This window comes from Paenibacillus sp. A3, from assembly GCF_001399685.1.
Classification (GTDB): Bacteria; Bacillota; Bacilli; order Paenibacillales; family NBRC-103111; genus Paenibacillus_G.
Window position 1 is genome coordinate 21,556 of sequence record NZ_JTHN01000138.1, and the last position, 13,553, is coordinate 35,108.

At 46.1% G+C, this 13,553-nt stretch carries 9 protein-coding genes and 2 pseudogenes; 8 read left to right on the forward strand and 3 right to left on the reverse strand.

Features of this window, described 5'->3' with window-relative positions; translation table 11 throughout:
- Window positions 1-111: 111 nt before the first annotated feature.
- The 6 genes from QJ48_RS20910 to QJ48_RS20935 all read left to right on the forward strand — a co-directional run bounded on the left by QJ48_RS20910 (window position 112) and on the right by QJ48_RS20935 (window position 8,224).
- Window positions 112-1,851, forward strand: coding sequence for a sensor histidine kinase (locus tag QJ48_RS20910; RefSeq protein WP_054975447.1), 1,740 nt, complete (start codon window positions 112-114; stop codon window positions 1,849-1,851).
- 12 nt (window positions 1,852-1,863) lie between these two features.
- Window positions 1,864-3,201: a response regulator gene (locus tag QJ48_RS20915; RefSeq protein WP_054975448.1), complete on the forward strand. Its 1,338-nt coding sequence runs from the start codon at window positions 1,864-1,866 to the stop codon at window positions 3,199-3,201.
- A gap of 124 nt (window positions 3,202-3,325) precedes the next feature.
- Window positions 3,326-5,059, forward strand: a complete 1,734-nt coding sequence (locus QJ48_RS20920) for an extracellular solute-binding protein (protein ID WP_054975449.1) — start codon at window positions 3,326-3,328, stop codon at window positions 5,057-5,059.
- Between the two features lie 80 nt (window positions 5,060-5,139).
- Window positions 5,140-6,030, forward strand: a complete 891-nt coding sequence (locus QJ48_RS20925; protein ID WP_054975450.1) for a sugar ABC transporter permease — start codon at window positions 5,140-5,142, stop codon at window positions 6,028-6,030.
- Window positions 6,031-6,045: 15 nt separating this feature from the next.
- Window positions 6,046-6,933: a carbohydrate ABC transporter permease gene (locus QJ48_RS20930; RefSeq protein WP_082420610.1), complete on the forward strand. Its 888-nt coding sequence runs from the start codon at window positions 6,046-6,048 to the stop codon at window positions 6,931-6,933.
- A 31-nt stretch (window positions 6,934-6,964) separates the two neighbouring features.
- Window positions 6,965-8,224: a Gfo/Idh/MocA family protein gene (locus QJ48_RS20935; RefSeq protein WP_054975471.1), complete on the forward strand. Its 1,260-nt coding sequence runs from the start codon at window positions 6,965-6,967 to the stop codon at window positions 8,222-8,224.
- A gap of 330 nt (window positions 8,225-8,554) precedes the next feature.
- On the opposite strand, the gene QJ48_RS20940 is transcribed toward QJ48_RS20935, so the two are convergent.
- From QJ48_RS20940 to QJ48_RS38855, 3 genes and pseudogenes are all read right to left on the reverse strand, one after another.
- Window positions 8,555-9,112, reverse strand: coding sequence for a GNAT family N-acetyltransferase (locus QJ48_RS20940; protein WP_054975451.1), 558 nt, complete (start codon window positions 9,110-9,112; stop codon window positions 8,555-8,557).
- Window positions 9,113-9,514: 402 nt separating this feature from the next.
- Window positions 9,515-10,093, reverse strand: coding sequence for a hypothetical protein (locus QJ48_RS20945; protein WP_237762993.1), 579 nt, complete (start codon window positions 10,091-10,093; stop codon window positions 9,515-9,517).
- A 141-nt stretch (window positions 10,094-10,234) separates the two neighbouring features.
- A pseudogene (locus tag QJ48_RS38855) lies at window positions 10,235-10,381 on the reverse strand (recombinase family protein); the annotation flags it as partial.
- A 343-nt stretch (window positions 10,382-10,724) separates the two neighbouring features.
- On the opposite strand from QJ48_RS38855, the gene QJ48_RS20950 reads away from it, so the two are divergent.
- Window positions 10,725-12,734, forward strand: coding sequence for a M6 family metalloprotease domain-containing protein (locus QJ48_RS20950; protein WP_054975452.1), 2,010 nt, complete (start codon window positions 10,725-10,727; stop codon window positions 12,732-12,734).
- Between the two features lie 554 nt (window positions 12,735-13,288).
- A pseudogene (locus QJ48_RS38860) lies at window positions 13,289-13,354 on the forward strand (AraC family transcriptional regulator); the annotation flags it as partial.
- Window positions 13,355-13,553 lie beyond the last annotated feature (199 nt).

Consider the following 13,553-nt stretch of genomic DNA (forward strand, 5'->3'; position numbering starts at 1 on the left):
GATCATCCTATGGATGGCCGGCTTTTCCAACATTGAACAAAAGATTCGGGGATGATAAATTGTTGTAAACGATGAATGCTATTATGGATAAGAAAGCGGGCCGAAACCATAATGAAACTTCAGTCAACAGGAACGAAGGGTTGGTTTGTATATCAGAAGGTTGTAGTTGTCTTCATTGCATTCATGATCCCACTCGTTGCGATGAACATTTGGGTGAATTACAAAGAGATGTCCTTCACGAAGAAGACGATCACGGATTCGGCTGTAGCCGGAGCTTCTTTTTATGCCAATCAGCTCGATAAGGAACTATATTTTATTCGGAGCCAGCAACTGCAATTTGTCAATGATAAGGATCTTCAGAAGCTTAGCTTTCAAGGGAGCACACTCGATGAGTATGCCTTGTTTGAATTAATTAATCAGACGAAAGACCGGTTGTCCGCGATTCAATACTCGAGTGAACTCATCGTCGATGCCGGCGTTTATGTCAAAGAAATTGGCAAGACTATCTCAAGTATAGGCGGTATCTCGGACACACCGAATTATGAATCAGAATTCATTGTCCCATTAGCCGGGCTGACGCCGAAACCGTCTTTCTATCAAAAAGATGGCCGACTCTTCTTTATTGAGAGCGAGAACAACTCGGGGATCATCTCTTATATCGATATTTCGACGTCTCGCTTGCAGGAGGCCCTTCGCCAGATTACCACGCTCTATCAAGAATCGGAAGTATTTTTGGGGAGCAAAACACTCGGCCATGTATTATCGACGGCGAAGGATCAGAACGTCATCATTCCCTTGCTTGCACAACTGGAGGAAGGAAATAAGGGGAATGCAAATCCTTCCAGAGTGATCGATATCGCTGGAGTAAGTTATTTTGTAATGACGTGTCCAGTCGGTTCTTTGAATCTGTCGCTGGTCATGTATGTGGATCATAACGAAATTACGCGCCCGCTCAGGCAGTACAGCTTTTGGTTCTACGCATTATTCGTGATTGCCATCGTGGTGCTGCTGCTCTATTCTTACTCGCTTAATTTTATGATCCACAGACCTTTGTCCAAGCTCACCAAGGCGTTCCAGATGATGGAGACCGATAATCTGAATCTCGTCATCGAGTCGAAGACGAGGGATGAGTTTCATTATTTATTTCACAGCTTTAATCGCATGGCGTTCCGTTTGAAGCGTTCGATTGAGGAGAATTATGAGCACAAGATTGCGATTCAGCAATCGGAATTGAAACAACTGCAATCGCAGATCAATCCTCATTTTCTATATAACAGCTTTTTTAACATTTATATGATGTGCAAGGTGGGAGATTCAGACGGAGCTGCGGAGCTATCGCAAAAGCTTGGCAGTTATTATCAATATATAACGAGGAATGGGTCCGACGAGATGCCCTTGTACAAAGAGTATCAGCATGCCTTGGATTATTGTGAAATTCAGTGCATCCGCTTCTCGAATCGAATCCGATACGAACATGAGGAGATACCGGATTATGCGAAGACGGTTACGGTGCCGCGATTGATCATACAGCCGATTGTTGAAAATGTCTTCGAACATGCCTTCGAAGACGGCACGATGAACGGCATTCTGTCTATGACGGCCGATTATCAGGAAGGGGTCGTACGGATTAAGGTCGAAGATAACGGCCGCCTCCTGACGGACGAGACGCTGCAAAGTTTGCAAGAGCAGTTGCGTGATGAATCCGGACAACAAGAGAAGACGGGGCTCATGAATGTGAATAATCGATTGCAGTTGAAGTATGGGGCAGGCAGCGGGCTTTTCGTCTCTCGCAGCCAACATGGTGGATTGCGTGCCGAACTGATGATCCGAACCCAAAATGAACGAAAGTGAGGGCCTGTTGCCATGTATCGATTGTTAATTGTAGATGACGAGCCGGTGATCGCGAACGGACTGGTTCAGCTTTTACAGGACCGCCAAGAATTTGAATTGGATATCTGCAAGGCGTATTCTGCGGATGAGGCGCTTGAGATTGCGCAGCGAACGAAGTTGGATATTCTCGTGAGCGATATTCGGATGCCGAAGAAGAATGGGTTACAGTTAGTCGATGAGATCGCCTATTACTGGCCTTCGTGCCGGATGATTTTCTTAACCGGATATAGTGAGTTTAACTACGTGTATGAAGCCATTCGCAAGAATGTCGATAGTTATATCTTGAAGAGCGAAGGGGTCGAACCGATCTTCGAAGCGGTAAGAGGGGCCATTGTCAAACTGGAGGAAGAGCACCGGAGTCGGCTTCAACAGGAAAAGGCGCAATTGCATCTGCGGATCGTTGAATCCTTGTTGAAGAAAGAACTGCTGGAATCGGTGCTGCGAGGTGAAGAATTACCTGCTTTACTGAGAGAAGAGCGCTATGCGGATTTGGATTTCGCCATTGCTTTGGACCGTCCCTCCTTTATTCTCATTGGATATGCCGATCAGCAGGAAGGGATCACGATGAAGCTGCTGGAGGCGGCAGGTTCGATATTTGGCAAGCTGCTGCCCCCTTCGATCGGATGCGAATACACCTTATATGACGGACACCTTATCGTATGGTTCCTGCAACCGAATGCCGAATTAGTAGACCGGCTAAGGGATGAAGCGGATGCTGCAGAGAACGGGCACCGTGTTGTAGCCTATTTGCGAGGGGTGCTGGAACGGGTTCAGAATGAGTGCGAAGAGATACTGGACGTATCGATGTCATTTGGCATTTCGGGGAATATCATGAACCGCTGGGACCAGACCCGCGAGCAAGTAGAAATGATCCGCTCTCTAATCCGTCGAAGAGTTCAGCTTGGTCAGAGAATGGTCATTGTTGATTACGAGCGTACAACGGATAAATCGAGTATACAGATTAAGCTGGCAGGGATTCAGCAGGATGCTTTCAAAAAGGGACTCCTGGATCAGATTCATCGTTATATTGAAGAGCATCTCGCAGGAGACTTGTCGCTGACGGCGATCGCAGAGGAAGTGCATCTTAACCCTTCCTACTTGTCTCGTTACTATAAGCAAATTTCAGGGCACAACCTGATTGAATATATAAAATCCTTTAAGCTTGAATCTGCGATTGCGATGATGTCAGATCCCCATTTGAAGCTAAATGAAATTGCGCTTCGCGTAGGGTTCGACTCTCCGTCTTACTTCGCTACCTTCTTTAAAAAGATGACCGGAAAATCTCCGCAGGAATACCGTAACCTGCAATAGGTCAATAAAGTGAAGGCAATGTAAAGGATTCGAAATTGTAAACGGTTTCTGGCCGGGCTTACAATATAAATAGGCAAAGCGACCTGCATGGATAGTACTTTTTACTAGGGGGAAAGTTTCCAATATGAAGCATTATACATTTAGAAAAACGAGAATGATTTTGCTGCTTGCTGCCAGCGTATCGATGGTGTCGGCGTGCTCTAGCCAAGGGGGAGACAAGTCAGTGAGTTCTGCGACTCCTGTGGCATCCGGAGGTTCCGCCGTCACTGCGGCGCCAGAACCGCTAGGCAAATATGCGGAGCCTGTCGTTGTTACGGAAGTGCTTGGATTCAGCACGCCCGAAGACCCTAGAACCACGAAGGGGATTACGCCTGATCAGAACAGTTATCTCAAAGACCTCAAGGATATGTTGAATATCGATGTGAAATATAAATGGACGGTGCCGAAAGATCAATATGAACAAAAGTTCTCGCTTGCGTTGGCATCGGGAGATTTGCCGGACATTATGGAGCTTAGTCCGAAGGATTATGAGAAGCTTCGGAAGCAAGATATGCTGGCGGATTTAACCGCAGCGTATGATAAATACGCCTCGCCGGATCTGAAGAAATATATGGAGTCCGATGGCGGGTTTGCGATGAAAACGGTAACCAGAGACGGCAAGCTGATGGCCATTCCAGATTTTACGGATCCGGCGCTTGGCACACAGTTGCTGTGGATTCGGAAAGATTGGCTCGATAACTTGAACCTTCAAGTGCCGAAGACGATCGATGAGCTGGAAAAGGTTGCGACCGCTTTTGTGAATGACGATCCGGATCGGAACGGGAAGAAGGATACCTACGGCATCGCGCTGGAGAAGAAGCCTTTCTTCTGGGGATTTGATTTGCGCGGGTTCTTCAATGCCTATGGCGCTTATCCTTCGGTAGGAGACAATATTAACGCATGGATTAAAGACAGCAGCGGCAAGCTTGTTCCCGGGTTGATTCAGCCTGAGATGAAGCCTGCGCTGGCGAAGCTCCAATCCTGGTATAAGAACGGTATTCTGGACAAAGAGTTTGCGCTCAAAGACGAGAATAAAGTGGTAGAGGACATCACGGCCGGTAAAGTAGGGATCTCCTATGGGGAATGGTGGTATCCAAACTGGCCGCTCAATCTCAGTGTGGATAAAGACCCGAAAGCGAATTGGATCGCCGTTCAAATTCCTACGCTGGATGGACAGCCAGGGAAATCCATTGTTCCAAAACTGCGCAGCGAGAAAGTCTACGCCGTCAATAAAAAGTTGAAGAACCCCGAAGCAATCGTGAAAATGTTGAATTTCTACTTGGAAATGGGCAAGCCTCAATATATGGATAAGAATAAACCGGAGAATGGGTACGTCTACAATTGGTTCATGCCAAGAATATCAAATCCGGCTCAAATTGAAACCATTTACACGGAAGTAAACAAAGCGCTGGCGGCCAAACAAACAAAAATTACGGTGAATAGTCCGGATTATAAAACGATACAGGATGTCCTGAAAGCGACATTGGATTTGCAGGCGAATGATACCCAAACGGCATCGCGGGGCGTGAACTGGGGACTGTACTTTAGTCGTGCGGCGGAAGATGGCGGCTGGGGCCTGACGCGCAAGATTCGTGAGAAGGGCCAGTTTGTGGTGAATGAATTCTACGGAACACCGACCCCTACCATGGTTGAGAAAGGCGGTCAGCTTGATAAGCTGATGCTGGAGTCTTTTAACAAAATCATTCTTGGCGCACCTGTTGACGATTTCGATAAATTCGTAGCGAGCTGGAAAACGCTTGGCGGCGATAAAATAACTGAAGAAGTGAATGCATGGTACAACGAGCAAGCTGTGAAATAAATGAACGTATAGTGACGAGGGGAGCGGGAGCCAGCGACTCCTCTCGTTTTGTACCAATGTGTAAGGAGGTTCGTCCAACCATGAGAACTTTTCGCAAAGAGTATCCGCTGCATATCATGCTGATTCCAGGAGTGATTCTGACACTTATTTATTCGTATGGTCCAATGGCCGGACTCGTCATGGCTTTTCAAAATTTTGAGCCGCTGTCAGGCTTTTTTAAATCGGAGTGGGTGGGGTGGGGCAATTTTACGTATGTGTTTCATTTGCCGGATTTCAAACAAGTCTTCTGGAACACGATCCTGATCTCTATCTTCAAAATCGCGCTGTTCCTGCTTGTCCCGCTTATTCTCGCTTTATTGCTCAATGAGGTGACGAAGCGATGGTTCTCGCGGCTTGTGCAATCGACCATTTTCCTGCCATTCTTCTTGTCGTGGACGGTTCTTGGAGGGATTGTGATTGAAATCTTCTCATTGAATGGACCGGTAAATAGCTTATTATCCTTTTTGGGACTTAAGGAAATCATGTTTATGCTGGATAACGGCTGGTTCCGCGGCATCATCATCGGTTCGGATGTCTGGAAAAGCATGGGCTACAATATGATCGTTATGTTGGCCGCAATCACGGGAATTAACGGCACTTTGTATGAAGCTGCGGAAGTGGACGGCGCGGGCCGGTGGAAGCAGATGCTGCATATCACTTTGCCCGGTATGCTGCCGATGCTGATTTTGCTGGGCGTCCTGAGTCTGGGGAATATTCTCAACGCAGGCTTTGAGCAAATCCTGATCATGTACAATCCGACGGTGTATGAAGGCGCGGACATTATCGACACGTTCGTCTACCGGCTCGGCTTGTTCAGTCAGCAATTCGGCCCCGCTGCGGCAGTCGGTCTATTTAAGTCCGTCATTTCCCTGGGTCTGGTCTCTATCGCCTACTATGCTGCGTACAAATATAACAATTATCGAATCTTCTAAGGAGGGAGTGACGTGATCCATAAATCTTCGGCAAGCAGACAGATGTTTGTGTTGTTGAACACGATCTTTTTGACCTTGATTACCGTACTGGCCATTATTCCATTTGTTCATTTGCTGGCCATCTCGCTTAGCTCCAATACAGCCGCAATGGCCGGCGAAGTGAAGCTGTGGCCTGTTGGCTTCTCCCTGGATGCTTATATTTATCTGGGGGAAAAGGTAGAGTTCCTGCGCTCCTTGTGGGTTTCTCTGAAGCGGGTCGTTCTCGGCACAGCCGTCAATATGTTTCTTATCTTTATTACAGCATTCCCTTTAGCCAAGTCTAATGACAAGTTCAAGTACAGAACGGTCTATGTTTGGTTTTTTGCGGTTACCATGTTCTTCAGCGGCGGCTTGATTCCAACCTACATGATTGTGAAAAATACCGGATTAATCGATTCGATCTGGGCGTTGATCTTGCCTGGCGCATTGAATGTGTGGAACATGGTGCTCATGCTCAACTTTTTCCGGGCCATCCCCAAAGAGTTGGACGAGGCGGCCACCATCGATGGGGCGGGTCATTGGCGGGTCCTTTGGCAAGTCTATTTACCCGTATCGCTTCCGTCGATCGCGACAATCGGTTTGTTCACGGTTATCGGTCACTGGAATGTCTGGTTCGACGGCATCTTGTATATGAATTCACCCGAACATTATCCGCTGCAGACGTACTTGTCTACGCTCATAACGGCTATCAACTCACAGATGAGTTCAATGTCGCTTGACCAGTTGAAGGCTTTGGAGAATTTAAGCGAGAAAACGCTCCGGACCGCGCAGATATTCATGGGGGCGCTGCCAATTATGCTCGTCTATCCGTTCCTGCAGAAATATTTCGTCAAAGGGATGACCGTAGGCAGCGTGAAGGAATGAACGATCAGCATACAGGGAGATGGAAATCATGATGAAGCAAGTAACTGTGGTATTGGTTGGGGCGGGACTTCGGGGCGTGAATTATTCGGAATATGCGAAGCAGTATCCGGATGAGATGCAAATCGTCGCCGTAGCAGAGCCGAACAGGGAGCGGAGAGAGCATTTCCAAGCGAGACATGGGCTTCCTGACGACAAGTGCTTTACCCATTGGGACGAACTCTTTGCACAGCCGAAGATGGCGGATGCGGTCTTCATCTGCACCCAGGATCAGCAGCATTTTGAACCGACGATGAAAGCGCTGGATGCGGGGTATCATGTGCTGCTGGAGAAGCCGATGTCCCCTGATGCGAAGGAATGCGTGGCGATGGGAGCGCGAGCTGCGCAGCTTGACTGTGTGTTCTCGATATGCCATGTTCTGAGGTTTACGAATTTCTTCGCTACGATCAAGGAATTGCTGGAAGGAGGGGCCATTGGCCAATTGATGTCGATCACGCACAATGAGAACGTCGGATACTGGCATCAAGCCCACAGCTTCGTTCGGGGCAACTGGCGCAGGAAGGACGAATCGAGCCCGATGATCTTGGCGAAGTCCTGCCATGACCTTGATATCCTGCTCTGGCTGGCCGGATCGGATTGCGTAAGCATTTCGTCATTCGGCTCCTTGTCCCACTTTACTTCTGCACAAGCGCCGGAGGGAGCGCCCCTTCGCTGCCTGGACGGCTGCCCCGTCGCAGAAGAATGCCTTTACTACGCACCGAAACAGTATTTGACCGAAAATACGGACTGGCCAACTTCGGCGATCAGCGATGATTGGAGCTATGAAGGTCGAATCAAGGCGCTGCAGGAAGGACCGTATGGCCGATGCGTCTACCATTGCGACAACGATGTCGTCGACCATCAAGTGGTGAATATGGCATTCGCGAACGGCGTTATTGCAGCTTTCCATATGAGTGCCTTTACGAAGGAAATTAGCCGGACGATCAAGCTGATGGGAACGACGGGCGAGATTCGCGGCGCGATGGAGAAGAACGAGATCGAAATTCTCCGTTTCGGCAGCGACAAGGCGGAGCGAATCGATTTGGCCGATGCGGGCGGACATATCGGACACGGCGGCGGAGATTACGGCTTGGTCCGGGATTTCCTCCGGCTCTTGCGCGAAGGAGGCGGCAGCAAAGGGCTGACATCAGCGCATCGTTCCGTGCAAAGCCATATGATGGCGTTCGCGGCGGAACAAGCCCGAGTGGAACAGAGTGTGGTTCGTATGCAGGATTTTGTTGAGCGCTTGTTATAATCGACTGTAACCCGTAAGATGGATACTTAAAAAAAGTGCCACTTACGGGTTTTTGTGCTTTAATCATACTATCCAGGGGTACCGCCAGCAAAACGCAGATTTACAACGTTAAGGACTTCTGGACAAAAAAAAAACGCCGGTTTTCACCACGTTAAGGGTGTAACCGGCTTTATGCTATCCTTGGTTCAGCGGACGCGATGATTCTAAGGTGGTTACTCCTTTGGAATCGAAGCGACCGTATAGCCAGCGGTATCCACTGGCACAAGCGGCTCGCCAAGGCCGACGGCCGATCGGTGGCCTAGGCGAGCCGTCGCGCTGTCGGGCATGAGCTCATTCGGCCGGCGTGCCCGGATACCATACACCGAGCCACTGTTCGGCGCCGTAGTCCTCGAACCGCTCCACCTCGGTGAACCCCAGCTTCGCCGCGACGCGCATCGAGGCCTCGTTGGCGGTCTGGGTGGAGAGCACCACCGGCTCGCCGGGATGCGCGTCGGCGAACCAGTCGAGCACCGCTGCGCACGCCTCGGTGGCGTACCCGCGTCCCCACGCCTGCGGCAGGAACATGTAGCCGAGTCCGGGCTCCCCGCCCTCTGGACGGATGTGACCCTTACGCTCCGGGTCGCGCCGATCGAGCGTGATCATGCCGATCGTTGTTCCGTTGAGCTCGACCACGAAGAAGCCGAAGCGCTGCCCGGGCACCTCGGGCAGCGCGCGCTCGAGCTCGTCACGCGGTCTGGAGCCGCCGACGTAGGTGCCCACCTCTGGTGAGGCGAACAGGTCGATCAGCGCCGCACGGTCCCGGGCCTCGGACTGGCGGAGCACGAGCCGCTCGGTCATGATCGGGGCAGGTGGCCAGGCGACGGGGCGCACTGTGATTTCATCCGACATAGTGTAATCTCCCTTCTCTATTTAATTCTGTTTGTCAATATTGGGTTACCGCCGACAAAACGTGGAAAACGTACGCTATGCAATTCGTTGCATAAAAAGCGAGCTCTCCCTTTCTCTACAAGGGGATCGCTTTTCGTAAATCACAGCTGAGCAAAGTTCAACTAACGTCCCCGTTAGTTGAACATTCAGTTGTAAAGCATAAGCTCGCAATGTATTCGGGCTAAATCCTTGGATTCGTTTGTCTGCCTCATAATGATTCCAAAGTTCACTTAAAATCATAGTAAAACCTCCTATTAGAGCAATTAATTCTAGTTTGCTACTAATAAGAGGTTTTAGACTGGGTCTATTCAACTAGAGTTTCCCGTTAGTGGACCAAGCTCTTAGACCCTCAGAAAGGGGGAGTTATTTTTGTAAGCTCCATGAATGAATGACTGTATAGTTCTTTTTTAATTGGCTATACCTTATGACATTCTTATTCTTCAGTTCATTAAATAACTGATAGTAATCCTGCTCCAAGGTTTCCCAATCACTATATTTTCCATTTCCGTCCAATTGGCCGGTTAGAGAGCTTGAATTCGTTTCGTTAAATAGGGTTCCATTGGACGTTTGCCAATCGGGAATTTTATCTTTCCACTCCGCATATATAGAACCTCTCCACTTGTCCCCTAAAGCTGACACCAATAAGTTTTTATTAACTTGATTAGCTCCCCTGAACATTTCTAGACTAGGATGATTATTATCAATGAAGAAATTACCGCAATTGGAACACTGATAAACCGTTTTAAAAAGTGTGCTTATTAATGATCGGATTCTCATTGCAGCTTCTTCTTTATCTGTAGATGACGGTCCCGATTTCTCAATAGCATCGTCAATCTCGTCCAGGAGATCAAACTGATCTTGGTCTGACAGTAAATATCCCTTATAGGATAAATAATCAGTCGTATCGTGTATTCTTTGTCCACACTCACATCTAAAATTCATTCGTTCACCTCAGGCCGACTGCCACTTATATTAGGGCTGCTAATTACAACGTATACTTCAATATAAATACTACCACATATTGGGGTTATCCTGCCAGTTAGTTTAATACCTGCCGCCAATCTAAAACTTTATTTTCCGGTCTACAACAATATCTGCATTTAACTCTCGGGTAATATACTTCCATTCCTGAATGATACCGTCGTAATCCCGACCTAATCGGTCTAGTGCATCAAGATATAGTTCTGGATTTTGATCCTTGGCTGAAACGCGAGCGTACCCTAGTTTCAAAAACGTCAACTCCTTCCTGTATTTTTTATGTCAAAAAGTATATCAGTTAATTGAAATATTGCGAAATCAAAAAATATCTTTATGACATACAGAATGCTACCTGTATTCCAACGTTTCAAAAAGCATGCTTTTTGACAGAACTTCACATGTGATCTTCCTCAATTCCGTTTTATTAGTTAATTTTACAAAAAATTCATTTATCAAAAAACTTTGCACGTTGTTAAAAATTTACCGTAATGTAATTAAGAGTATTTCGCATACCATTGAAAAGTGGGGCGATCTTCATGAATCTATAGAGGAAACCATTCCCACATGTTAACAACTTCTAAAAGGAGGAAGGTTTATGCAAAGAAGTTTTAAATTCCTGTTCACGTCCCTTTTTTCTTTGATTTGTGTTTTGTACTTTCAAACGAACGGTTTTGCCGCACCAGCATACGATGGGGTTGTTAAAATGGAGCAACCGTCAGGCGAATCGTTTGAGGCTACGGTGCATGGAGATGAATGGTTCCATTGGGTAAGCACAAAGGATGGCGACGTAATTTTACGAGATCAGGAAGGGTATTGGAATTACGCTGAACTTACAGCAGACGATCTGAAATCGACAGGGAAAAAATACAAAATTGATAAGAAGCCTACGAAAGCGGTAAGTGAAAAAACTTTGATCAAATGGGAAAAGGAATACAACCCTCAAGCAAAGAAAAAACAGGAACTCATACGCAAGTTACAAGAAGAATCTTCATCTGACCGTTCAGAACCGAAAGAATTTACGGGATCACTGGATAATATTGACGGAACTGTTACTCCAGTTTCTGGAACCAAAAAATTACTTGTTTTGTTAATCGGGTTTACAGGTGTAGATATCGCATATAGCGACAACGATTGGAGCAACCGATTCTTTTCTACAAATCAAAAGTCAGTAAGGGATTACTATAATGAAGTGAGTAATGGAAAAGTACAGCTCACTCCAGCATCCGAATCATATGGTACGCAAAATGATGGGGTGGTTAAAGTAAAATTAGATTACGCTCATCCGGATTATTCGGGAAAACATACTTTTACAGTGATAACAGATGCACTGGCTAAAGCTGATCCCGCGGTGAGTTTTGCTAGTTTTGATACCAATAATGATAAAGTCATCGACTCCAAAGATGGTTTCTACCTTGTAACTGTGTTTGCTGGTAATGAAGAAGCTGCTGGTGCTCCACCATCTCCAAACATTTGGGCACATCAGTCGTATGCTCCTAATACAAATCATGATGGTGTTACCGTATCAGGATTGTATACGGCGCAGGGTGAAATACAATATGGACATATGGCAACGATTGGTATGATTTGCCACGAATTTGGCCATTCTTTAGGACTTCCAGATCTATATGGAGCTAATAATCATGTGGATCGTCTAAGTATAATGGGTAATGGAGCTTGGACTAGTCTTCCAGGGGAACATTTTGGAGCTACACCCGTTCATATGGATGCCTGGTCAAAAGTAAAATTAGGGTTTGTAACACCAACTGTCGTAAATGCAACCAACAATTTTACTCTAAATGCCATCCCAAATAACTATAATGTATTAAAGATTCCTTTAAAGGATAATACGTATTTTTTAGTTGAGAATCGACAAAAAGTCGGATATGATGCTAGCTTGCCAACAAATTCTGGTGGCATGGCGGTTTGGCATATTGATGAATCCATGAGTAATAGCACTAATGATCCTCATCCTTTCATGGATATAGAGCAATCCGTCAGTGAATACCAAGACCCGTTTTATTACACGAATAACAATCATGCTGCTTCCTTTGGTCCAAACACCAATCCGAACAGTAATACCTACGCTGGAGTAAATTCGGGAGTAACGATCACGACGACAAGCACAAGTAATTCCGCCATGAATGTGGCAGCTACAGTTACAGCAGGAGAAGCTAGTTGGATCCCGCAAACAAATTGGACGCTAAAATATGTAGACAGCTATCGATTGTACCATGAAGCTACGAAAGCCTTTGATGGAAACATAAACACGTATTGGCACACGGATTGGAATCCGGATGTTCCATTGCCGCACGAGATTCAAATTGACTTGGGTGCAACCTATAGCATTTCCAAATTACGCTACCTGCCAAGACAAGATGGTCAAGTGAATGGAACGATCAAGAACTATGAGTTCTACGTCAGTAATGATGGAGTGAATTGGGGAACAGCTGTAGCTACAGGTGCCTTTACAAATGATACCAATTTGAAAGAGGTCAGCTTTGTAGCCAAGACAGGTCGCTATATTAGACTGCGTGCCTTAAGCGAGGTAAACAATAACCAATGGACCAGCGCGGCTGAACTCAATGTATTTGGAGTGGCGCAGTAATGTATTTGTGAGGGTAGCTATTGAAACCCCAAAAGGTTATCATCTGCTGAGAGTTTCGTTCGGCATTTGATAACCTTTTTATTCTATACCAGCCAAATCGTACCTTAAGCATTATTTGCTTTAAGAATCGCCAGTCCGCACCGGCTATTTTTGTGTTCAATGCGTTGATTCTGTTTGCAAGATTGTTATGCTTCATCTAGAGCGTCCTCCTCATTTAGGGGCAATGAATGTGGCCTACATTCGAGACCCAGCATACAGGAGGCGCTTTTTCATTTCAAACCGCAAAATGGAAAACAATACGTTTTACTAGTTATATCACCTATAAAATATGGAGTATTCCATTCAGTGTTGTTAATATGCTTTGTCATGAAATTCCTCCTGTTTTGCCATGCATAGCTCTAATATATTTTTATCATAATTGCTTTTATTTGATTTTGTAATCTTGCTCTTATATTCCCAAATCCGTACAAATGATGAATTTTGGTTTATACTAGTTTTCCGTGGAGGTGACTACATGAGAAAAACAAAATAAGCCAACAGAAACAGACGAAGTCAATTTTACTGATGAGAGATGGCGGGCTATCGTACAAAATGATGCATCATACAATGACAAATTCTATTAAGCAGTAAAAACAACAAAGATTTCAGAGCATTACACAGATATGTCTGAAAAAAACAAATATAAAATTTACAGTTATTGGATAAAAACCTTAGAATTATATAAAGAATTCAAGTTAGTATATGAAGTTTAATGCTTTCTATTGACGATTATTTTATGGGGACGGCAGTGGTGGTAAACGAACACACAAGATGGGCTAA